General features: G+C 64.9%; 20 protein-coding genes. 8 read left to right on the top strand and 12 right to left on the bottom strand.

Features of this window, described 5'->3' with window-relative positions; translation table 11 throughout:
- The first annotated feature begins 182 nt into the window (after positions 1 to 182).
- Together IVB47_RS17100 and IVB47_RS17095 are read left to right on the top strand one after the other, a co-directional pair.
- Positions 183 to 887 (top strand): SDR family oxidoreductase, encoded by a 705-nt coding sequence (locus IVB47_RS17100; protein ID WP_247438253.1) that lies wholly within the window; start codon positions 183 to 185, stop codon positions 885 to 887.
- Positions 888 to 1,159: 272 nt separating this feature from the next.
- Positions 1,160 to 1,981: an outer membrane protein gene (locus tag IVB47_RS17095; RefSeq protein ID WP_247462778.1), complete on the top strand. Its 822-nt coding sequence runs from the start codon at positions 1,160 to 1,162 to the stop codon at positions 1,979 to 1,981.
- A gap of 71 nt (positions 1,982 to 2,052) precedes the next feature.
- Here IVB47_RS17095 and IVB47_RS17090 read toward each other — a convergent pair whose 3' ends face one another.
- Positions 2,053 to 3,108, bottom strand: coding sequence for a serine hydrolase (locus tag IVB47_RS17090; RefSeq protein WP_247463198.1), 1,056 nt, complete (start codon positions 3,106 to 3,108; stop codon positions 2,053 to 2,055).
- Between the two features lie 381 nt (positions 3,109 to 3,489).
- Between IVB47_RS17090 and IVB47_RS17085 the strand changes: the two genes are divergently transcribed.
- On the top strand, positions 3,490 to 3,894 hold the full coding sequence (locus tag IVB47_RS17085) for a metalloregulator ArsR/SmtB family transcription factor (protein WP_247286965.1): 405 nt from the start codon (positions 3,490 to 3,492) through the stop codon (positions 3,892 to 3,894).
- A gap of 2 nt (positions 3,895 to 3,896) precedes the next feature.
- Positions 3,897 to 4,388 (top strand): SRPBCC family protein, encoded by a 492-nt coding sequence (locus IVB47_RS17080; RefSeq protein WP_247462776.1) that lies wholly within the window; start codon positions 3,897 to 3,899, stop codon positions 4,386 to 4,388.
- Positions 4,389 to 4,509: 121 nt separating this feature from the next.
- Here the strand turns inward: IVB47_RS17080 and IVB47_RS17075 are convergent, their stop codons facing one another.
- The 3 genes from IVB47_RS17075 to IVB47_RS17065 are packed head-to-tail and all read right to left on the bottom strand — an operon-like array spanning position 4,510 to position 7,642.
- Positions 4,510 to 5,730: an ABC transporter substrate-binding protein gene (locus IVB47_RS17075; protein ID WP_247462774.1), complete on the bottom strand. Its 1,221-nt coding sequence runs from the start codon at positions 5,728 to 5,730 to the stop codon at positions 4,510 to 4,512.
- Positions 5,731 to 5,752: 22 nt separating this feature from the next.
- The gene (locus tag IVB47_RS17070; protein WP_247462772.1) at positions 5,753 to 6,727 is read right to left on the bottom strand and encodes a tripartite tricarboxylate transporter substrate binding protein; all 975 of its coding nucleotides are present in this window, start codon (positions 6,725 to 6,727) and stop codon (positions 5,753 to 5,755) included.
- Positions 6,728 to 6,763: 36 nt separating this feature from the next.
- On the bottom strand, positions 6,764 to 7,642 hold the full coding sequence (locus tag IVB47_RS17065; RefSeq protein ID WP_247462770.1) for an IclR family transcriptional regulator: 879 nt from the start codon (positions 7,640 to 7,642) through the stop codon (positions 6,764 to 6,766).
- A gap of 209 nt (positions 7,643 to 7,851) precedes the next feature.
- Here IVB47_RS17065 and IVB47_RS17060 point away from each other — a divergent pair, with 209 nt between their 5' ends.
- Positions 7,852 to 8,694: a hypothetical protein gene (locus tag IVB47_RS17060; RefSeq protein ID WP_247462767.1), complete on the top strand. Its 843-nt coding sequence runs from the start codon at positions 7,852 to 7,854 to the stop codon at positions 8,692 to 8,694.
- 4 nt (positions 8,695 to 8,698) lie between these two features.
- On the opposite strand, the gene IVB47_RS17055 is transcribed toward IVB47_RS17060, so the two are convergent.
- Together IVB47_RS17055 and IVB47_RS17050 are read right to left on the bottom strand one after the other, a co-directional pair.
- On the bottom strand, positions 8,699 to 9,361 hold the full coding sequence (locus IVB47_RS17055) for a response regulator transcription factor (RefSeq protein WP_027518509.1): 663 nt from the start codon (positions 9,359 to 9,361) through the stop codon (positions 8,699 to 8,701).
- Positions 9,358 to 10,740, bottom strand: a complete 1,383-nt coding sequence (locus IVB47_RS17050; RefSeq protein WP_247462765.1) for a HAMP domain-containing sensor histidine kinase — start codon at positions 10,738 to 10,740, stop codon at positions 9,358 to 9,360. The genes IVB47_RS17055 and IVB47_RS17050 overlap by 4 nt, the downstream gene beginning before the upstream one ends.
- Before the next feature lie 191 nt (positions 10,741 to 10,931).
- Between IVB47_RS17050 and IVB47_RS17045 the strand changes: the two genes are divergently transcribed.
- Positions 10,932 to 11,798 (top strand): DUF3280 domain-containing protein, encoded by an 867-nt coding sequence (locus tag IVB47_RS17045; RefSeq protein ID WP_247462764.1) that lies wholly within the window; start codon positions 10,932 to 10,934, stop codon positions 11,796 to 11,798.
- 13 nt (positions 11,799 to 11,811) lie between these two features.
- Here the strand turns inward: IVB47_RS17045 and IVB47_RS17040 are convergent, their stop codons facing one another.
- Genes IVB47_RS17040 through IVB47_RS17030 form a run of 3 tightly spaced genes read right to left on the bottom strand, consistent with a single transcriptional unit; the run spans position 11,812 to position 14,848 of the window.
- Positions 11,812 to 12,843, bottom strand: coding sequence for an L-idonate 5-dehydrogenase (locus IVB47_RS17040; RefSeq protein ID WP_027567415.1), 1,032 nt, complete (start codon positions 12,841 to 12,843; stop codon positions 11,812 to 11,814).
- Positions 12,844 to 12,868: 25 nt separating this feature from the next.
- Entirely contained in the window at positions 12,869 to 13,636 is a 768-nt protein-coding gene (locus tag IVB47_RS17035; protein ID WP_247462762.1) for an SDR family oxidoreductase, read from the bottom strand.
- Positions 13,637 to 13,648: 12 nt separating this feature from the next.
- On the bottom strand, positions 13,649 to 14,848 hold the full coding sequence (locus IVB47_RS17030; protein ID WP_247361779.1) for a mandelate racemase/muconate lactonizing enzyme family protein: 1,200 nt from the start codon (positions 14,846 to 14,848) through the stop codon (positions 13,649 to 13,651).
- 180 nt (positions 14,849 to 15,028) lie between these two features.
- Here IVB47_RS17030 and IVB47_RS17025 point away from each other — a divergent pair, with 180 nt between their 5' ends.
- Positions 15,029 to 15,793, top strand: a complete 765-nt coding sequence (locus IVB47_RS17025; RefSeq protein WP_027567412.1) for a GntR family transcriptional regulator — start codon at positions 15,029 to 15,031, stop codon at positions 15,791 to 15,793.
- A 25-nt stretch (positions 15,794 to 15,818) separates the two neighbouring features.
- A complete protein-coding gene (locus IVB47_RS17020; protein WP_027567411.1) occupies positions 15,819 to 17,183 on the top strand; it encodes an MFS transporter in 1,365 nt (454 codons plus the stop codon).
- 8 nt (positions 17,184 to 17,191) lie between these two features.
- Here the strand turns inward: IVB47_RS17020 and IVB47_RS17015 are convergent, their stop codons facing one another.
- From IVB47_RS17015 to IVB47_RS17005, 3 genes are all read right to left on the bottom strand, one after another.
- Positions 17,192 to 18,442 (bottom strand): arsenic transporter, encoded by a 1,251-nt coding sequence (locus IVB47_RS17015; protein WP_247462759.1) that lies wholly within the window; start codon positions 18,440 to 18,442, stop codon positions 17,192 to 17,194.
- A 24-nt stretch (positions 18,443 to 18,466) separates the two neighbouring features.
- A complete protein-coding gene (locus tag IVB47_RS17010; protein ID WP_247462757.1) occupies positions 18,467 to 19,759 on the bottom strand; it encodes an MFS transporter in 1,293 nt (430 codons plus the stop codon).
- Positions 19,760 to 20,013: 254 nt separating this feature from the next.
- A partial coding sequence (locus IVB47_RS17005) for an ATP-binding protein (protein ID WP_247462755.1) occupies positions 20,014 to 21,091 on the bottom strand: 1,078 nt, incomplete at its 5' end.

Genomic DNA, 21,091 nt, shown 5'->3' with positions numbered 1-21,091 from the left:
CCAGTCGACGGCGATGGCGATCTCCTCGGGGCGCAAATTGCGGACCTGCAAATCGCTCATCTTTCAAGTCGCTTTCGACGGTGGACCTTCCGGCTGGTCCGGCGGTAGAAGACCTCATGAAAGGCCGGGCCTGCGGCTCGCCTCCACGATATCATAGAGGATGATCGGTCATGGCAGCAGAGATGGCAGCTGAGAAGGTCGCACTCGTGACCGCCGGCGGCAGCGGCATGGGGGCAGGGGCTGCGCGCCGGCTCGCAGCCGACGGCTTTCGCGTCGCGATCCTGTCCTCCTCCGGCAAGGGCGAGGCGCTGGCAGCTGAACTGGGCGGATTGGGGGTCACCGGTTCCAACAAGTCGAACGACGATCTGAAGCGGCTTGTCGACGGCGCGATGGCCAAATGGGGACGCATCGACGTGCTCGTCAACAGCGCGGGCCACGGGCCCCGGGCGCCGATCACGGAGATCACCGACGAGCAATGGCACACCGGCCTCGACACCTATCTGCTCAACGTGATCCGTCCGACCCGGCTGGTGATGCCAATCATGCAAACGCAAAAGGGCGGCGCCATCATCAACATCTCGACCGCCTGGGCATTCGAGCCGAGCGCGATGTTTCCGACCTCTGCAGTGTTCCGCGCTGGCCTTGCCGCCTTCACCAAGATCTTCACCGACACCCATGCCGCCGAGAACATCCGCATGAACAATGTGCTGCCGGGCTGGATCGACAGCCTGCCAGAGCTAGATGCACGCCGCGACAGCGTGCCGATGCGGCGCTACGGCAAGGTCGAGGAGATCGCCGCGACGATCTCGTTCCTGGCGTCCGACGGCGCGGCCTACATCACGGGACAGAACATCCGCGTTGACGGCGGACTGACGCGTTCGGTCTGAGAGGCGGGGGTTCGAATCGCGTTCGCGCGGGGTGTCGCGATGCGACAGTGGTGTGCGTGGCCCGCCGCTGCCGCAGGGTGATGCGTGGCTCTCGAGTCACACCCGTCACGCGTTCGCGTGCCGCACGGCTCACACTACGTCACAGTCTCTATGAACTTCGCCGCAGCCCAAGACGGCGAGGGACCGGCAGCCTATGCCCGATCAGCGCCGGACAACTTCCGCCCGCGCGCGTTCGAAACGCGAGATCAATCGCGTGGGGTAAGGAGACCGGAATGAAGAAGTTTTTGCTGGCGGTTGCCGCGGTTGTCTTGGGCTCCGCATCGGTGCAGGCGGCCGACCTCGCGGCGCACTACACCAAGGCGCCGATGATGGCGACGGCCTACAACTGGACCGGCTTTTACGTCGGCGCCAATGTCGGCGGGCAGTGGGGCAGCGCCGATCCGGCCACCTCGACCGCGTTCGCTCCCGCCGGCTATTTCGCGGACACCAGTGTTACTGCGATTGCGGCAGTCGGCGCCCAGCGGGTCAACAGCTCCAGCGTCACCGGCGGTTTTACCGCCGGCCACAACTGGCAGGTCAACAACGCCGTGTTGGGCCTCGAAGGTGACATCAACTATTTCGGCTTTAAGGGCAGTGCGACGGGTTCGGCGTTCTATCCCTGCTGCGCGCCGACCGGCTTCACCGTGTCGTCGTCAGTCTCGGCCGATTGGCTTGCGACCATCCGCGGCCGCATCGGCTTCCTCGCGGCTCCGACCTGGCTGCTGTACGCCACCGGCGGCGCGGCCATCGCCGAGGTGAAGGGCAATTTCAACTTCACCGACACGTTCGCCGCCGCGACCGAGTCGGCCGCGATCCGCGACACGCGGGTCGGCTGGACCGCAGGTGTGGGCACCGAATATGCCGTCGGCGGCGGCTGGTCGCTCAAGGCAGAATATCTCTACGTCGATCTCGGACGCAGCACCGTGACCAGCACCAATCTGCTTGGCGGCGCGTTTCCGGCCAACGTCTTCACCCATTCGGTCGATCTCAAATCGAACATCGCGCGCGTCGGCGTGAACTACAAGTTTGGCGGACCCGTCGTCGCCAGGTACTGAGCTTCATCCCGTTCCTGATCTGGCGTGGAAAGCCCCGGCTCAGCCGGGGCTTTCTGTTTTAAGGGATGTGTTCAGTGCGGGCCCATGAGCTTCGCCAGCGCGGGCAGGATCTTGTAGCGGGCGATCTCGTGCGGGTATTCGCCGCGATTGGCCAGCAACACGATGCCGATCCGCTGTGCGGGCACGAGGCCGATATAGCCGGAGGCGTTGTTGAGCCCACCCGGTTTGTCGACGACGGTGACGCCTGGAAGATGCACCGTCTCCCAGGCCATTCCCTGTCCGAACTTCTCGTCGACGCGGAAAATCTCGTGCTGTGTCATCCGCAATGCCTCGCGCAAATGCGGATCGATCGATCGGCCGTCGACGCAGGCGGCAACGAAGATCGAGAGATCCCGCGGCGAGGAAAACATCTGGCCCGTGCCGGGGAAATCAAAATAGCTCTGCTGGTTGCCGATGGGGCCGATCGCCATACCCTGATCCGAATAGCCCTGGACCGCGCGCTGCATCCAGGCCTCGTCCATGACGGCACGGCTGTCTTCGCCGCGTTCGGGCACGGAGGTCGCATTCATGCCGATCGGCCTGAGGATGCGTTGTTCGAGCAGGGTCGAGATCGGAGCGCCGCAACAGCGCTCGAGCACGAGCTGAAGCAGTACGTAGCCGGCGTGGCTGTAGATGCGCTGCTTGCCGGGCGCTTCGCCGGCTTGCGGTCTCCAGCTGTTGAACATGTCGATGAGCTGCGCGCGGGAAAAAGTGTCGCTCGGCCAGGGCGGATGGTCGGTCGGCAGCAGCATGCCTGAGGTGTGCGTGACGAGCTCGCCGACGGTGACGCGGCGGATATAGTCGCCGGTGAGCTCCGGGAGATATTTCACCAGACGATCGTCGAGCCGCAGCTCGCCGCGGAGGGTGCCGAGCGCGACCAGTGTCGCCTCGAACGGCTTGCGCAGGGAACCGAGGTTGAACAGCGTGTCCGGCGTGACCGGCCTTCGCGTGGCGTCGTCGGCAAAGCCGTAGTTGAAGAACTCGACATGGTTGCCGGCATAAAGCGCGGCGGCCAGACCGCCCGGCTGGTCCGGCGTTGCGGTCGGCGCCAGCTCGTTCGCGACGATGTCGCGCATCTGCGCGATCATGTCGGAATCCGCGGCGGCGCCGCGCGGCCAGGCAAGCGCGAGCGGAACGAGCGCAGCCCGGGCCAGCGCCCGTCGGGTGAGGTACGATGAGGTGACAACAGACGGCACGGCTCTGGCGCAGGATTCGATGCGCCCCCGGTCTCTTGTAGCGGGAAGGACCGTGCCCCCCTATTCACGATCGCGCGTGGTGGGTTCCGTCTGCGGAGCCTTGCGACAGTCCGTAGCCTGGATGGAGCGAAGCGCAATCCGGGAAAGTGCCGCAGCCGAGCGAGCGGCCCCCGATTACGCTTCGCTTCATCCAGGCTACCAGTCGGCAAAATTAACTTAGCTAATTGGCTAACAATGTTGACGCCGGATGGCGACAGTCCTATAGTTAGCCTCATGGCTAACCAATTATCCCAACTCGATCAGGTTTTCGCGGCCCTTGCCGATCCCACCCGGCGGGCGATCGTGATGCGGCTCTGCGCAGGTGAGGCGTCGGTCGGCGAGCTTGCCGGTCCCTTCGAGATGGCGCTGCCGAGCTTCATGAAACACATCCACGTGCTGGAGATGAGCGGTCTCATCCTGTCGGAGAAATCGGGGCGCGTGCGCTCCTGCCGCCTCAGTCCTGACGCGCTCCTCACTGCGGAGGACTGGTTCCAGCATCAGCGCGCGATCTGGGAGGCGCGGCTTGATCGCTTCGAAGCCTATGTGATGAAGCTGAAGAAAGACAGGGCCGCTGCCAAGCGGCCGTCCAAGACAAGTAACAAAACGACTGGCAAGACAACCAAACGGAAAGGTTCCTGACGATGACGAATTCTGCCAATCCCGCCCTGTCGCAATGGTCGCTCGACCGCGAGATCGTGATGTCGCGCGTGATCGACGCGCCGCGCGATCTGGTGTTCGAAGCGTGGTCCGACCCAAAGCACCTGCCACAATGGTTCGGGCCGAAGGGTTTCAAGCTCGAGACCTTCGAGATCGACGTGCGGGTTGGCGGCGTCTGGCGCTTCAACATGATCGGCCCCGACGGCACGGTCTACCCGAACCGCATGCGCTTCCGCCGCATCGAGCGACCGTCGCTGTTGGAGATGGATCACGGCGACGACCAGGACGAGGATCCCGGACTGTTCCGTTTCACCGTCACCTTCGCCGAACAGAGCAACGGCAAGACGGTTCTGATGATGCGGCAGCTGGCGTCGAGCACGGCGCAGCGCGACGGCATGATCAGCTTCGGTGCCGTCGAATACGGCTACCAGACGCTCGACAAGCTCGCGGCCTATGTGGGCGGGATGAAGAGATAGGGCGAGCAGCCACCTTCCTCCTTCATGCCGGGGAGGCCGCGGAGCGGCCGCCTCGAAGCACGAGGACCATCGGTGAGGCCTTCATTCTTCAAGGCGCGCGCCCCTCAGGATGAGGGGCGCTTCATTCCTTCGCCTCGTCCGTGACGATGTCGCCGAGTTTCTGCCAGCGCTGGCCGTCGAACTGCACCATCTGGAACTGCTTGTTGACGCGGTAGTCGGTCGGCATCGTCGTCACCGAGATGCCCGGCAGCGTCAGGTCGAGTGTGATGTTGTTCAGGCTGGCGGCCTGGCGCATCACGTTCTCGCGCGTGAGATCGCCGCCGCATTGCTTCAGCACCTGCACCAGCAGCTGCGCGGTGATATAGCCGTAGACGTTCAGGTTCGAATCCCTGTCGCCCTCCGGGTAGTATTTGGCCATGAAGGCGAGATATCGCTTCATGCCGGGATCGTCCTTCCATTCGGGGTCGGCCGAATCCTTGACATAGCCGACGCTGACGACGCCCTTGGCGTTGTCGAGTCCGGCGGGTTTCAGCACCGCGCTGACCGAGGAGGCGTTGATGTCGATGATGTGCAGCGGCTTCCAGCCGATCTCGGCAACCTTCTTGATCGCCTGCGCGGCCTGTTTCGGCGTCGTGGCGCTGAACAGCACGTCGGCACCTGCATCCTTCAACCGCAGGATCTGCGAATCGATGGTCGGCTCGGTGATCTCGTAGGACGTCTCGGCGACGATCATCTTCGACTTGTCACCGAGACCTGCTTTGAAGCCGGCGAGGTAGTCCTTGCCGAGATCGTCGTTCTGATAGAGCACGCCGACCTTGGCGTTCGGATGGTTCTTCAGAATATATTGCGCGTAGATCCGGCCTTCGACGAGGTAGGAGGGGTTGAAGCCCATGGTCCAGGGGAAGTTCTTCGGATCGGTGAAACGCGCCGCGCCCGTTGCCGCGAAGAGCTGCGGGACCTTCTTGGCGTTAAGATATTTTTGCACGGCGACATTAGGCGCCGTGCCGATGATCTGGAAGGTCAGCAGCACCTCGTCGCTTTCGACCAGCTTGCGGGTCTGCTCAACCGTCTTCGGAGGCGAATAGGCATCGTCATACTGGATCAGATTGATCTTGCGGCCGTTGACGCCGCCCTGGTCGTTGATCATCTTCATGTAGGCGGCCTGGGTCTTGCCGATGACGGCATAGGCCGAGGCCGGCCCGCTGAGCGGGACGGTCTGGCCGACCTTGATCTCGGTGTCGGAAGCGCCGGGATCGTATTTCTTCTGCGCCTGTGCCCCCGGGATCGATAGCGCGAGAGCGATCGCGGCTGCCGCGACATGTTTGAGAAGTAGTTTTTTCATTCCCATTCCCCGTTCGTGACTGTCACTCGCCCTTGAGGCCGGCCTCGCGGATCAGTCCGGTCCACTTTTTTGTTTCGTTGTCGATGAACTGGCCGAATTCGGCCGCGGTGCCGGCGCGCACTTCGAGGCCCTGGGCGGTCAGCTTGTCCTTGATCGCCGGCTCGGCCAGCGCGCGCAGCACTTCGGCCTGCAGCTTGTCGATGATGGCGCGCGGCGTCGTCGAAGGCGCCATGAAGCCGTACCAGCCGGCCGCAGCCACGTTGGGAAAACCCTGCTCGCGCAAGGTCGGCGCCTGCGGATAGAGCGCGCTGCGTTCGGCCGATGCAACGCCGAGCACAATGAACTTGCCGCTCTGGATGTAAGACAGTGCGGTCGGCAGCGCCGTCAGCGTGGCATCGACGCGGCCGGCGAGCAGCTCGGTGTAGGACGCGGCATCGCCACGGAAGGGGATGTTGAGCCCCTTGACACCGGCATCCCTGAACAGGAGTTCGCCGGCAAGATGTGGCTGCGAGCCGGCACCGGGCGAGGCGAAGGTCAGGCCATCCGGCTTCGATTTGCCGTAGGCGATCAATTCGGGAAGCGTCTTGAACGGCGCGTCCGCGCTGATGATCAGGAACAGCGGCGCGATCACCGCCATCGCGACCGGCTGCAGATCCTTACGCTCATAGGTCAGCTTGCCGAACAGCGCTTCGGCGGTGGCGTAGGGGGCCGCGACATAGAGAAGTGTGTAGCCATCGCCCGGCGCATGCGCGACCGTGTCGTTGGCGATGCGCGTGCCGGCGCCCGGCTTGTTTTCGACGATAAACTGCTGGTGCAGGTTGCGGCCGAACTCTTCGGCCAGCAGCCGCAGCGAGATGTCGTTGGAGCCGCCGGGCCCGTAAGGCGAGATCAGCCGCACCATACGCGACGGCCAGGCGTCCTCAGCGCGTGCAGTAAATGGAAGTCCGGATAGCGAAAGGGCGATGGTGCCCAAAAATGTTCGCCGTGTGACGGTCATGGTGGCCTCCCGGTGGCGGAGCGCCGATTGCCTTGTTCATCGCTTGGCGCTCTTCTTGTTTTGCTTTTGTGTTTCGGTGGGCGGCGCCGCCCCAATCATGGTGCGGATGCTGTCGGCAAGGGCGGCAATGCGCGGGCCGATCTCGCCCTCCAGCTGGCCGGGCTGGAGCCGGAATGCGGGAATGCCGCAATTGATCGAAAAGGCCTGCTTCGCCTCACGCGCATGAAACAGCGGCGCCGCGACCGCATGGATCGAGGCGATGTACTCGCCGAAGCAGGTGCAGAAGCCGCGGCTGGCGCATTGTGCGAGGCCGGCGCGGTATGTCTCGTGGAAGGCCGACCACAGCTCGGTATCCTCGCTTGCAATGCGCTCTTCGAGCAACGCGGCATCGGCCTGCGGCAAGGTCGCCGCCGCGGCACGGCCCATTGCCGTCATCACCACGGAAATGGGCATGCCGATGTCGGGGACGTGCGGGCCGACGTCGCCGGAGCGCGCGGTCTCGACATAGATCATGGAGGTCGCATCGAGCAGGCCGATCGAGACCGTGCCGCGCACGCTTTGTGCCAGCTCCTGCATCATCGGACGCGCGACCTGGCGGAACTGCATGTCGGCGAGCAGCGGATGCGCCATGCGAAGTGCACGCGCGCCGACGCGATATTTGGCGCGTTCGGCATCGTAGCGTAGGTAGCCGAGCTCGGCGAGCGTATGAGTCAGTCGCGCCACCGTCGGGCGCGGAATCCCGGTCAGCGTCGACAGCTCCATGTTGCCGAGCTGCGTCGCCCCCGCCTTGAACGCTTCGAGCACCACGAGACCTTTTGCCAGCGTCGTCGCGAACGCAGCGTCATCGACGCTGTCCGCCAGCACGGCGGCGGCGGACGAGGAGGCGCGGATCGGTTTGGACGCGGTTCTGGCCATGCGGGCTTAATGAACCCGGTCTCGCTCGTTGTCCAATAGATTCAGAAAATGTGCCGTTATGTCCACTATCCGGACACGGAGCGGCTTTGCCGGCGGGAAAAAATGTGCGCGAAGGGCTCCGCCGCGCACAGATTTTCGTCGCGATTCCGTGGCTTGTTGTGACAGGTTTATTACGACTGAATGTCATATCGATTACATCGGAGCGATTCATGTTGCAGTGGCAGGCGCGGACGAATCCCCTCGCGTGGTGGTGGGGGTCCCTGACGCTGGTCAGTGCTGCCAACATTCTCGTCTGGTTCATGCTGTACCGCGCGTTCTCCCCGACGCCCTCCGGCAGCCTCAGTAGTGGCTCCGACATCGGGCTGATGTTCCTGCTCTGCGCCGGCTATGTCTTCGGCTGCGCCTTCCGTTCCTTCCTGCCGCGGGCCGACGTGCAGCGCATCTGCCTGTTCGACACCTGGCTCTCCAGCGTCTTCGTCGGCCGCACGGTCGCGACCGTGGCCGAACTGTGCTTCGCCGCGCAATGGGCGGTCATCCTGAATCAACTCGGGACCATGACGGGCGCCGAGACGGTCGTGAACATCGCGTGGGTGATCGTGCCGATCATCATCATCGCGGAGTGCTTCTCCTGGTATGCGGTGGTGACGACCAACTTCCTCTTCAACGCGATCGAGAACTCGCTTTGGGCCGTGACATTCTTCCTCGCGGGCATCGCGCTGTGCCGGCTGATGCCGGAATTCCAGGGGCCGGTGCGTTGGGCGCTGATTGCCGGCATCGTCGGCATCGCCTGCTTCCTGGCCTTCCTCGTCACCGTCGACGTGCCGATGTATCTCAGCCGCTGGCGGGCAGGGCATGAAGAGGGCAACAGGTTGCTCGGCTTCCTCGAAGGCTTGCATGACGTTTCGACCCGCTGGGTCGTGACCCACGACATCGCGCACTGGAAGGGCGAGCTGACCTGGATGTTCCTGTATTTCACCGTCGCCGTGTGGTCGAGCCTCGCGCTCTGTGCGCTCTACGCGATGGAAGGCTATCTCACGCGCTATCTGGCCTGAGCGATCAGGCCTCGCCGAGATCGACCTCCGTCAAGATGCCTTGGCGCAGCGCCAGCCGGACCAGCTCGATGTCGGAGCCGACACCGAGCTTGTCCTTGATCAGAGAATGCAGGTTCGCCACCGTCTTGGGGCTGACATGGAGTGTCTCCGCGATCTCCTCTGTCGTGTTCTCGGCGAGCAGCAGCCGCAGCACCTCGAACTCACGCGGCGTGAGGACGTCGGCGGCAGAACTTTCCCCGGCCAGCCGGCTCAGCGCGAGCTCATGGTCGATGTCGGGGCTGATCGCGATCTTGCCGGCGAGCACGTCCATCACGGCGCGCACCAGCGTCTCTGGTGGACTGGTCTTGGTGACGTAGCCCCTGGCGCCGGCGCGGATCGCCTGCACGGCAAAGCCGGCGTTTTCATGCATGGTGAAGACGAGGATTCTCGCGCCCTTGTCCCACTGCCTGATGCGCCGGACCGCCTCGATGCCGCCGATGCCGGGCATGCTCAGATCCATGATGACGAGGTCGGGCGCCTCCGATTTGTAGAGACGGTAGGCCTCCGCGCCGTCGGCGGCTTCGGCGATGACGCGTAGTCCCGGCTGCTTCTGGAGCACGGAGCGGTAGCCCTCGCGGACGACGGAATGGTCGTCGACCAGCAGAATGGTGGCGTCGGCCGCGCTCATGCGGCGTGCTCCAGCGGCGGCCGATCGGCGGCGAGCGGAATGACCACGCGCAGTGCGGAGCCGCCGTTCGGCGCGGCCTCGAAGCTCAATTGGCCGCGCAAAGCCGCGACGCGCTCGCGCATGCCGAGCAGGCCCATTCCCGATTTCGCGACGGAATCGGTCGCGCGTCCGTCATCGTCGATCGCAAGCGCGATCTCGCTCGCCCGCATCGTCAATTCCAGGCTGACTCGTGTGGCGACGGCATGCTTGGCGGCATTGGTGAGCGCCTCCTGCACGATCCGGTAGAGGCTGGCGCTGATCGTGGCCGGCAGGGTCTCGAATGCGCCGTCGAACCGGATCGAGAAGCGCGTCTCGCCGCGGCTGCGCCCGTTCCAGCCCGCGACGAGGCCTTCGAGGCTGGCGACGAGCCCGAGCTCCTCGACATCGGGTGGCCGCAGCCGGAACAGTGTGCCGCGCAACGTCTCCATCATGCCGGTTGCGGTCCGCGCGATGCCGTCGCATTCGCCAAGCAGGGAGGGACACTCTTGTGCGGCGGTCTGGCGGGCGGAGGAGGCGAGCGCGCGGATGGCGGCGAGCGACTGGCCGAACTCGTCATGCAGCTCGCGCGCGAGATGGCGGCGCTCCTCGTCCTGGAGCGCAATCAGCTTCCGCGTCAGCTCGCTGCGTTCGGCAAGCGCGGTCTCGAGGCTTTCGGCGAGATGGTTGAAGCCGTCGCGGATCGCGGAGAGCTCGGCGAGGTCGAACGGCGGCAGCCGCGTGGTGAGGTCGTTGGCGGCAATCCGCTCGAGGCCGGTGCGGATCATGCGGGTGGGGCGCAGCGCGCGTGCCAGCGCGGCGTAGACCAGCGCGCAGAGCAGCGGCAGCGCGATCGCGAGCGCGAGCATCAGGCGGCCGGCCTCGTGCCAAGCCTCCGCGGTCTGCACGGCCGGCTCGACCGAGACCACGGCCTCGCCGAGCTTCGTCCCGCGCACGATCACAGGCCGTGCCGCTTCTCGGCCGGGATCGAACAAGCCGCGATAGAAGGCCGCGAAGGCTTGCGGCGGCGGGTTCGCCGGAACGGGCGCGCCGCTGCAGAAGCGCTGGAGGACGTCGCCGCTGGTGCCGCGGAACGCCAGGCACAGGCCGGGCGTCATCACATAAGCCGAAACGGGGTCGAGGTTGGGAAAGTCCGAGCGCGGGCTCGCGACCCACTGGATCTTGCCCTGCTGCAGCTCCAGCGTCTTGGCCACGATGGCGGCGATATCGTCGAGGCGCGCATGCGCCGCGCGGTCGGCCGTAATCAGGAAATAAGCGGAGATGGCGGCGAAGCAGGCGGCCGATATCGCGGCCACGCGCAACGTCAGACGGACTTTGAGATCGAACCTCGGGCGGTTCCACATCGGCAGGCACCTGGTGCGAACGGGTTTGTCGCGTCCGCATTAAACGGCAGAACGCATCCGGCGCAAAGCCGCCAGGCGCCAGTGCGGTGCACCGTCGTGAAATTTTCCCGGCCATTGCCGGGACTGGCGCCGCTGCATGGCCTGATTGCGCCGTTCAGATTGGCGCGCCGCTCCGTCATACGAGGCACATTATGTACCTGCGCCGGTTGATCCTCTCAGTCTGTCTCCTCGTCGTCCTTCCGGCGTCTTATGCGTCGGCCGGCGCCGAGACCGCCATCGGCATCGCCATGGACGATTTCAGTTATACCGATACGTCAGCAGAGCCCGCCAACCAGACCGTCGCCCACGAGCGACGGCTGGCGGCCTTCATGGCCGCGCTCCGGCAAGATATCGGCGGAGATCGGCGCTACCGGCTCGTGTCGTCGGCCCAGGACGGCGCGGCGTTCAAGGTGATCGGCGGCATCCAGAAGACGAGCACGCTGGTGCAATGGGCCAAGATCGCCGTGATCGACGTCGGCGGCAGGAAGGTCGTGATGGACAAGCTCTACACCTTCCGGGGCGACAATGATGAATCATGGGAGCGCGCCGAGATCTTCGTGTCGCGCGAGATCATGGCCGCACTCGCCACGCCTGCGCCGATTGCCATGGCCGTCTTCGATTTCGAGCTAGAGGATACGACCGCCGCTTCGGCTGGCGCGTCGACCACATCGGATGCGTCATATCTGGCCGAGGTCACCGGCAGCGTGCGCGAGGCGCTGGGTCAATCCGGCCGTTACCGCATCGTCGATGTCGGCGGCCAGGCGCTGAAGGCGCGTGCGTTGCGCGACTGCGACGGCTGCGAGGCGGCGATTGCGCAGAAGCTCGGCGCGGACCAGTCGCTGATCGGCGTGGTGCGGCGGGTCAGCCGCACCGAATACACGCTGGGCTTCCAGGTGCGCGACGCCAGGACCGGCGCGGTGCTCGCACGCGGCGACAGCGGCCTGCGCCTGGGCGCGGACTATTCGTGGAAACGGGGCGCGGTGCGGCTGGTCAGCGACCGGTTGATCGAGAACCAATAGCAGCGGTCCTCGCTCAGAACGTCAGCTGCACCTTCATCGACTGCGAGCGATCGCTGGCGAGCTCGAACGCTGCGACCGCGTTCTCGAACGGCATGGTCGCCGTGATCAGCGGCTTCACGTCGATCAGGCCGTCACCCATCAGCCGCACCGCCAGCTCGAACTCGGGATCGAAGCGGAAGGTGCCGCGCAGCCGCAATTCCTTGGCGACGATGGAGTTGATCGGCAGCGTCATCTCGCCGCCGAGACCGAGCTGCACCAGTATGGCACCGGGCCTGAGCACGTCGAGCGCGGTGCGCAGTGCGGCCTGGTTGCCCGAGGCCTCGAACAGCGTATCGAACACACCTTTACCGGTCCGCCAGGGATCGAGCGCCGTGGCATCGGCCGCGACATTGATGGCGTGACTGGCCCCGAGCTTCCTGGCGACCGCAAGTGGCGCGTCGGCAACATCTGTCACGACGATCTCGGCGGCGCCGCCGAAGCGTGAGACCAAAATCATCAGCGCGCCGATCGGGCCGCAGCCGGTGATCAGCACGCGCTTGCCGAGCAGGGGCCCGGCCTGCTTGCCGGCATGCAGGCACACCGCGAGCGGTTCAGCGACCGCGGCTTCCGCCAGCGACAGCTTGTCGGCGATCGGAACCGCCTGCGCCGCATCGACCGTGATGAATTCGCGAAAGCCGCCCTGCACATGGGGAAAGCGCATCGCGCTGCCGAGGAAGCGCATGTCGAGGCACTGGTTGCGCATACCCTCCTGGCAATGCAGGCACTGGCCGCACGGCTTGCTCGGATTGACCGCGACGCGGGTGCCCGGCTTCACGTTCGCGACGCCGTCACCGATGGCTGCGACCACGCCGGCGATCTCGTGCCCGAGGGCCATCGGCTGCTGGATGCGCACGACACCGAAGCCGCCGTGATGATAGTAGTGCAGATCGGACCCGCAGATGCCGCCGTTCGCGATCTTGACGCGGACTTCACCCGGACCGGGCGCTGCATCCGGATAGCTATCGATCCGCAGATCTTTCGGTGCGTGAATGACGACGGCGCGCATGGTTGGCTCCCTCAGCGTTCGCGGCTCACATCGCAGCGATCATGCCGCCATCGACATAGATGATCTGGCCGTTGACATAGGTCGAAGCATCCGACGCCAGGAAGATCGCTGCGCCCACCAGCTCGTCCGGTCGGCCCCAGCGCTTGGAGGGAACGCGGCCCATCAGCCAATTGTTGAAATCGGTATTGTTGACCAGCGCCTCGTTCATGTCGGTCAGCATATAGCCGGGGCCGATCGCGTTGGCCTGGATGCCGTGCTGGGCCCATTCCACCGCCATCGAGCGGGTCAGGTTCTTGATGCCGCCCTTGGCAGCGGTGTAGGGCGCAATCGTGGGACGCGCGAGCTCGCTGCCGAGCGAGCCGATATTGATGATCTTGCCGTGCTTGCGCGGGATCATGCGCTTGGCCGCCTCGCGGCCGATCACGAAGGCGCTGGTGAGGTTGGTCTCGATCACCTTGCGCCACTCGTCGGTGGTGAACTCCACCAGCGGCTTGCGGTGCTGGATGCCGGCATTGTTGACGAGGATGTCGACGGCGATGCCCTTGTTGTCGAAGTCGTTGAAGGCGGCGACGATCGCGGGCTCGTCGGTGACGTTGAAAGCGGCGCCTTCGGCCTGCTGGCCGGCGGCGCGAAACTCGGCGACGGCCTGCTCGACGCGCTTGGGATCGACGCCATTGATGATCAGCTTGGCGCCTGCCTTGGCCATGCCTTCGGCGATGGCGCGGCCGAGGCCGCGGGAGGAGCCGGTCACGAGCGCGGTGCGGCCGGAAAGGTCGAAGAGGGCGGTGCTCATCTCAAAAGATCCTCAGACGTTGGAACGGCGCACGGTCAGATCGGAGCGGTCGAATACGGCGGGCAGAAGGTCGACGCCCAGCCCGGGGCCTTCCATCGGATAGACAAAACCGTCCTTGATCGTGGGCATGGTGGTCACGAGCTCATTGTACCAGCCCTTGTAGAAGGCGCGCACGGATTCCTGGATCAGCGTGTTGGGCTGGCTGAACGACATGTGGATGGCGGCGATGAAGCCGATCGGGCCGATGCAGTCGTGCGGCGCGAAGGGCCGGTGATAGGTCTCGGCCATCGCCGCGATCTTGCGGCCTTCCGTGAGGCCGCCGGTCCAGCACAGATCCGCCATCACCACGTGCATGGCGTCGCGGTCGAGCATGTCCTTGTAGGGAAAGCGCGAGCCGAGCGTCTCGCTGGCGCAGACCCAGACGTCGGTGCAGCGGGCGTATTCGGCCAGCGCCTGCGGCGAGTTCATCCGGATCGGGTCCTCGTACCAGGTTGGCTTGTAGGGCTCGAGCGCGCGCGCGATCTGTTTGGCGGTCGGCAGGTTCCAGAGCGAGTGAAGCTCGACCATGATCTCCATCTTGTCGCCGACCGCTTTTCGGATCTTCTCGAACGGCTCGATCGCCTGCTTCATCTGCGCGGCGGAGATGTAGAGACCCTTGTTCTCCTGCGCCGCGGGATCGAACGGCCAGATCTTCATGGCGGAGATGCCGCTCTCCAGCAGGTTTTCGGCGAGCGCATCGGCGTTGTTCATGAAGCCGTCGAGGTCTTCGTAGGGCCCCTTGGAGCCACCGAGATTCCAATTCGCGACCGGGCTGATATTGGTGGAGCGGACATATTGAGTGCCGGCGCAGGTGTTGTAGATGCGCTGCTTGTCGCGGCAGAGGCCGCCGAGCATCTGGTGTACCGGCTGATTGCAGACCTTGCCGAACAGGTCCCACAGCGCGATGTCGATTGCCGAAGCCGCGCGATATTCGACGCCGGTGGACGACTGCGCCATCGGCAGATTCAGCATGTCGCGATGGATCGCCTCGATATGCAGCGGATTGCGGCCGAGCAGGCGGCCGGCAAAGGTGTCGTGGATCTGGGCTTCAACTGCGCCGGCGCCGTAAAAGGTTTCGCCGAGACCGATCATGCCCGTGTCGGTGTAGACGCGCACCCAGATGACGTTGGAGAATTCTTCGGTGCGCAGCGTCTCGATCGACGTGATCTTCACGGCAATACTCCTCCCATCGCAGGCGCGCACAGCGCCGTCTTGTTGTCATTCTGCACCGCAGCATAGTGCGGGCACGCGCGGAGTCTTACGCTCGCTTGTAATATATCACAACATGTTTTAGGGATATCACGAACTAGGCGCCGCTCTGCAACGATGGCGCGGGCTGAGGGGGGAGACGACATGGCAACGCGCAAGCGCGCGCTCGAGGTGGTGAGGAACGACGACGGCGAGGGCAAGCCCTCCCGGCGCAACCGTCTCAACTTCTTCGAGCTCGCTTATCAGAGGATCGAAGAGCTGCTCGTCCATTGCGAGCTCAAGCCCGGCCAGTTCATGACGATGCTGGAATTGCAGCACATCACCGGGTTCGGCCGTACGCCGGTGCATCACGCCGTCAATCGTCTCTCCGCCGATACATTGATCATCATCCGTCCGCGCCACGGTCTGCGCATTGCGCCGATCGATCTGGCACGCGAACGCATGCTGCTGGCCTTGCGCCGCGACATGGAGCGCTTCGTGATCCGGCTTGCGGCCGATCGCGCCAGCCTCTCGCACCGCAATCAGGCGCTGCACATCGAGCGACTTTTGCGCGAGCGCCGCGCCAGTCTGACCCTCGACGAGTTCAATCATATCGACCGCCGCATCGACGCGCTGGTGCTGGAGGCGGCAGGCGAACCGTTTCTGGTGCACACGCTGCGCCCGTTGCACACGCTGTACCGGCGCATCGGCTACATCCACCACCGGTTCATGCCGGGACAGGCCGAGCTGTCAGGAACAATCGATCATCATCTGGCTATTCTTAATGCGGTTGCCAATCGTCGTGTCGAGGACGCGGTGAAGGCGAGCGATGCACTGATCGACTACATGGGCGAGATGTTCACCGGCATGGAGGTCGGGATCGACCCGCGCCTGCTCGATTGCAGCATCGAGCCGCTGCTTGGCACGTAAGAGAGTTTTGAAGAGAGGACCAAAGATGTCGACGATGGCGATGCCACAACCGACCGCGAGCGAAGCCGCGGTCCGCTATCTCATCACGAACTACAGTCCCAAGGGCAACAAGGTCGGCTGGCTGATGATGGCCTCGATCCTGGTCGAAGCCTGGGACCTCTATTCGATCGCCTTCGTGCTGATCTTCATCAAGGAGCAGTTCAATCCCGATCCGCTGATGCTGGGCCTGGCCGCGGCCGGTACGCAAGGCGGCGCCATGATCGGCGCACTGCTCGGCGGCTGGCTCTCCGACAAGATCGGCCGCCGCGTCATGTTCCTGGTGACGATGGTATTGTTCATCGTACTGGCGCTGGCGCAGGCCTTCGTGCCCAGCGTCGGCTGGCTCGTCGTGATCCGCTTCCTGCTCGGCATTCCGCTCGGTTCGGACATCTCGACCGGCTACACCTACATCATGGAATCCATGGCCAAGGGTGAGCGCGAAGTCATGGGCAACCGCTGGCAGTTCATGTTCGCGGTCGGCGAAGTCCTGACGATCGGCGTCATCGTGATCTTCCTGCTGCTCGACATTCACCACGAGACGCTGTGGCGGGTGACGCTCGGCCTCGGCGCGCTGCCGGCGCTGATCATCCTGATCATGCGGCACGACGTGCCCGAGACGGCGGTGTGGCTGGTGCAGAAGGGACGCTACCGCGAGGCCAAGCAGGTGGCGCGCGAGATGTTCAACGACGATCTCGCCATGCTGCCGGACCATGACGTGGAGGTGCCCAAGGTCTCCACCCGCGCATTCCTCGCCGACCTCAAGAAGGATCCGATCCGCTGGCGCGCCACGATCTACGGCTGGATCGCCTGCTTCGCGCAAGCCAGCGAGTTCTCGACCTTCGCGTTCTACCTGCCGGTGCTCTTTGTGATGGTCGGCGTGTCCAGCGTGCTCGGCATCAATCTGGTGACGATGGCGCTGTTCTCCTTCGCCGCCGTGTCGGGCTGGGTCGGTCCGCTGCTGACGCCGAAGATCGGCCATCGCGGTATCTCGATCGCGGGCTTCTCGATCGTGCTGGTCTCGCTGCTGGTCGCCGCCTTCGCGCTCTACACCGACAACAAGATCCTGCTGCCGTTCGCGGCTGCCGCGATGCTGTGGGGCCATTATTGGGATGCGTCGAACTGCATGACGATCCCGACTATGGTCGCCAAGCCGAAATATCGCGGCACCGCCAGCGGCTTCGCCTACATGTTCGTGAAGCTGCCGTCGTTCCTGGCGATCTTCCTGTTCCCGACGGTGTTCGCTGCGATCGGCCAGGCGAACGCCACGCTGATGGTCGCGATCTTCCCGCTGATCGGATTGCTCGCCGCAATCTTCATCCTGCCGGAAGTCTACGGCTACGAGAACGATTGATCTCGCAACTACCTGATCGCGGCAGCCAATGCCGCGATCAGGGCCGGCGGCGTCACCAGCAGTCCGAGCTTCAGGAACGGCCAGGCGCCGACTTCGATCTTCTCCCGCCGCAGCGCCACCAGCCACAGGATGGTGGCGAGCGAACCGGTCACCGACAGATTGGGCCCGAGGTCGACGCCGATCAGGATGGCGCTCAGGACAGGTGCGGGCAAATGATCGCTGGCGGCGACTGAGCCTGCAACGAGGCCGACGGGAAGATTGTTGGCGATGTTGTCGGCGATCGCGGTGGCGATGCCGACGCTCCAGGCCGCCTTCGTCACGGATTGACCGACGGCTTCGTGCAGCAGCGCGCTGAGCTGCCCGATCACGCCGGTCTTGATCAGCGCTTCCACCATCACGAACAGCCCGCCGACCAGCGGTAGCACGCTCCAGGAGACGCCGCGCAGCACGGGTAGCGGCGATTGCCGGCTGAGCCGCAGCACGATGGCGGCCGTCGCCACGCCGCAGACGAAGGTCGGCAGGCCCAATTGCTTGTCCAGCGCGGAGGCGGTGACCAGCACGATGCCGATCGCCACGATGCCGATGGCCGTCAGCTTGCCGCCGCGGCCGAGCTTTGGATGCGGCACGCTGCGCGCGATCGTCTCTTCCTTCAGGGCGCGGTGCTGGGTCAGCCGGAGCACGACATAGGTCAGCAGGATCGAGGCCGCCGAGGGCAGGGCGAACAGGCGCAGCCATTCGGTGAGCTCGGGCATATGCGCCCCGAACACGACGAGATTGGCCGGGTTGGAGATCGGCAGCACGAAGCTTGCGGCGTTGGCGATGAATGCGCAGACGAAGAGATAAGGCAGCGGCTTGGCGCCGGCCGCGCGCGTCGCGGCATAGACGGCGGGCGTCAGCACGATCGCGGTGGCGTCGTTCGAGAGCAGGACGGTGACGAGCGTGCCGACGATATAGATCAGCAGGAACAGCCGCTGCGGCGAACCGCCGGCATATTCCACGGCGAGCGCCGCGAGATAGTCGAACAGGCCTTCGAGCCGCGCCAGCTCGGCGATCAGCATCATGCCGATCAGGAAGAGATAGACATCGACGCCTTTCTCGATGCCCGTGAGCGCATCCCGCCACGGCAGCAAGCCGAGCAGCACCAGTGCGCTGGCGCCAATGACAGCCCAGATCGCCTCCGGCAGGCGAAAGGGCCGGATGATGACGCCTGCGGTCGCGGCGACGATGATGCTCCAGGCCAGGATGGCGTCAGACGGCACGGTCGATCCTTGAGATGTGTCGGTTCATTCGGCAGCGATAGCGGAAGCCGCCGTCGCTGTCTTCCCCCGGGGGAGCGGATCGCCGTCTGCGATTTGCCGCGTCTCGGGCAGCGCGACAAAACAGACGGCGGCGCCGATTGCGGCCACCGCGCCGAGCGTGATGAAGGCCGCGCTGTAACCCGCGCCAACGACGAAGCCGGCGAGCGTCGTCGACAGCGCCGCGCCAATGCTCTGGGCGGTGATGACGGCGCCTTGCGCAATGTTGAAGCGGCCAGTGTTGCGCATGAGGTCGGCGACGATGACGGGGAAGATCGCGCCAAAAATGCCGGCGCCGACGCCGTCGAGAAGCTGCACGCCGACCAGCCAGAACGGATTGTCCGAAAGCGTATAGAGCGCCCCCCGAAGCGGCAGGATCAGAAGCGCGGCGAGGAAGAAGCGCTTGTGGCCCCAGCGGTCGGCCTTCGCGCCGACCAGCGTCGCGAACGGCACCATCACCAATTGCGCCGCGACGATGCAGGCGGACATCAGGCTGGTACCCATGTTCTTGTCTTGCAAGGCGAGCTTTTGGCCGACCAGCGGCAGCATCGCGGCGTTGGAAAGATGAAAGAGCAGGACGCAGATCGCAAACACCAGCAGAGGACGGCAGGTCAGGAGTACGCTGAGAGCGGAGGCACGTTCAGGCTGCTCGTCCGCATCGGCGTCGTCGAGCCCGCGGGCAAGATCGTCATCGATGGCGCGGGCGGGGATTGCGAGGATGCTCACGAGGCTCGCGATCGCCATGGCGCCGAGAAGGTAGAACACGACAGTCGGTCCGAACCAATAGGCGGAGAGACCTGCGAGCCCGGCCGCGACAGCATTGCCGGCGTGATTGAACGTCTCGTTGCGGCCGATCCGCCGGGTGAAGGCGGCATGGCCGAAGATGCCGAGCGAGACCGCGGCGATCGCCGGCGGAAACACCACGGCGGCGGCCTGCGCGATGCCTTGGGAGATCGCGACCGGCATGAAGCCGGGAAACAACGGCAGCGATAGCGAGGCGATCGTGACCATAATCGCGGCGATCACCATCACCAGCCGCTTGGAACGCGTCGCATCGACCAGCGCGCCGGCCGGCGTCTGCGCCACGATGCCCGCGATCGTCGCAATCGACATGACGAGGCCGATGCGCGCCTCGTCCCACCGCTGCTCGGTGAGGAGATAGACGGCGAGATAAGGCCCGAGCCCGTCGCGGACGTCGGCGAGGAAAAAATTCGCTGCATCCAACGCGCGGCCGGCACGCCTCGCCTGATCGGGGCCTTGATCGCGATTCCGGCTCGACATCGGTCCCTCGATCAAGGCTCAAATTCACCCCGGCAGCAACCGTTGTGATGCCGCCCTGGTTCCGCGCATCGGAGGGCTCCTCAAAAGTCGATTGCGGGCAGCACCGCGCCGGCGCCAGCGTGGTGGGGCCGAGTTTCAGCCGATGAATATCCGATGGGATGCCATTCAGCGGTCGTTATGCGGGCAACCGCACCCTAACATCCCGCCGTCGTCCCGGCCTGCGCCGGGATGACGTAGCGTTCTTGGATTTGCACTCACCGCGTCATCGAGGGCTTTGCCGTGATCGCCTTGCGCAAGATGCGCGACAGCAATTCCACCGAATACGGCTTCTGGATCAGCTCGAAACCGCGATCGGCGTTCTCGGCGAGAACGTTGCTGTAACCAGAGGTGAGCACGACGGGCAGGCCTGGATAGCGTTCGCGGATGATGCCGGCGAGCTCGACGCCGTTCATGCCGGGCATGATGACGTCCGAGAAGACGAGGTCGACGGCGAACTCGTTCTCGCCGAGGATGGCGAGCGCCGCATTGGCGTTGGCGGCGCGGCGGACGACATAGCCGAGGTCTTCCAGCAGCTCCGTGGAGAAGCGGCCGACCTCGTCGTCGTCTTCCACCACGAGCACGCGATAGCCGCGCCCGGTGGCCGCGGCCTCATAGGTCAGCGCCGCGGCTTCCTGAGCTGTCGCGGGGCTTTGCGCCCGCGGCAGATAGATGGTGAAGGTAGCGCCTTCACCATGCGTGCTCGTCACGGCGATGTCGCCCTCGGACTGCTTTGCGAAACCGAAGGCCTGGCTCAGGCCGAGGCCGGTGCCCTTGCCGACCTCCTTGGTGGTGAAGAACGGCTCGAAGATCGCCTCGATGTTTTCGGGCGCGATACCGCTGCCGGTGTCGGCGACCGAAATCGCGACATAGTCGCCGCCGCGCGCCGATTGCGCGCGCAGGTTAGGGATGCCCTGGACTTTCCGGACCGCAATGGTGAGACGGCCTTCGCCGTCCATCGCGTCGCGGGCGTTGATGGCGAGGTTGATCAGCGCGGTCTCGAATTGCGCGATATCGGCGACCGTGAAGCAGTGGCCATCGTGAACCTCCACCGCGATTTCAATGCGGCCACCGACCAGCGGCCGGACCAGTTGCGCGACGCCTTCAACCTGGCTGCCGACGTTGAAGATCTGCGGTTTCAGCGGCTGCCGGCGCGCAAACGCCAGCAACTGGGCGGTCAGCTTGGAGGCACGTTCGACGGTGTCGGAGATGGCATCGACATAGCGGCGGCGGCGCTCCTCCGGCAGCTCGCGGCGGCGCAGGAAATCGGTGGCCGAGCGGATGATGGTGAGCAGA

Source organism: Bradyrhizobium sp. 62 (assembly GCF_023073035.1).
Classification (GTDB): domain Bacteria; phylum Pseudomonadota; class Alphaproteobacteria; order Rhizobiales; family Xanthobacteraceae; genus Bradyrhizobium.
Note: the sequence above shows the minus strand (reverse complement) of the source record. Positions and strands in the feature narration are given on the sequence as shown.

Coding starts and splice junctions, on each gene's coding strand:
- IVB47_RS17050 (WP_247462765.1), bottom strand. CDS start 10,740: ATGTGGAACCGCCCGAGGTTCGATCTCAAAGTCCGTCTGACGTTGCGC.
- IVB47_RS17100 (WP_247438253.1), top strand. CDS start 183: ATGGCAGCTGAGAAGGTCGCACTCGTGACCGCCGGCGGCAGCGGCATG.
- IVB47_RS17080 (WP_247462776.1), top strand. CDS start 3,897: ATGACGAATTCTGCCAATCCCGCCCTGTCGCAATGGTCGCTCGACCGC.
- IVB47_RS17095 (WP_247462778.1), top strand. CDS start 1,160: ATGAAGAAGTTTTTGCTGGCGGTTGCCGCGGTTGTCTTGGGCTCCGCA.
- IVB47_RS17060 (WP_247462767.1), top strand. CDS start 7,852: ATGTTGCAGTGGCAGGCGCGGACGAATCCCCTCGCGTGGTGGTGGGGG.
- IVB47_RS17090 (WP_247463198.1), bottom strand. CDS start 3,108: ATGATCGCGCAGATGCGCGACATCGTCGCGAACGAGCTGGCGCCGACC.
- IVB47_RS17040 (WP_027567415.1), bottom strand. CDS start 12,843: ATGCGCGCCGTCGTCATTCACGCACCGAAAGATCTGCGGATCGATAGC.
- IVB47_RS17065 (WP_247462770.1), bottom strand. CDS start 7,642: ATGGCCAGAACCGCGTCCAAACCGATCCGCGCCTCCTCGTCCGCCGCC.
- IVB47_RS17055 (WP_027518509.1), bottom strand. CDS start 9,361: ATGAGCGCGGCCGACGCCACCATTCTGCTGGTCGACGACCATTCCGTC.
- IVB47_RS17010 (WP_247462757.1), bottom strand. CDS start 19,759: ATGTCGAGCCGGAATCGCGATCAAGGCCCCGATCAGGCGAGGCGTGCC.
- IVB47_RS17085 (WP_247286965.1), top strand. CDS start 3,490: ATGGCTAACCAATTATCCCAACTCGATCAGGTTTTCGCGGCCCTTGCC.
- IVB47_RS17020 (WP_027567411.1), top strand. CDS start 15,819: ATGTCGACGATGGCGATGCCACAACCGACCGCGAGCGAAGCCGCGGTC.
- IVB47_RS17045 (WP_247462764.1), top strand. CDS start 10,932: ATGTACCTGCGCCGGTTGATCCTCTCAGTCTGTCTCCTCGTCGTCCTT.
- IVB47_RS17025 (WP_027567412.1), top strand. CDS start 15,029: ATGGCAACGCGCAAGCGCGCGCTCGAGGTGGTGAGGAACGACGACGGC.
- IVB47_RS17035 (WP_247462762.1), bottom strand. CDS start 13,636: ATGAGCACCGCCCTCTTCGACCTTTCCGGCCGCACCGCGCTCGTGACC.
- IVB47_RS17075 (WP_247462774.1), bottom strand. CDS start 5,730: ATGAAAAAACTACTTCTCAAACATGTCGCGGCAGCCGCGATCGCTCTC.
- IVB47_RS17070 (WP_247462772.1), bottom strand. CDS start 6,727: ATGACCGTCACACGGCGAACATTTTTGGGCACCATCGCCCTTTCGCTA.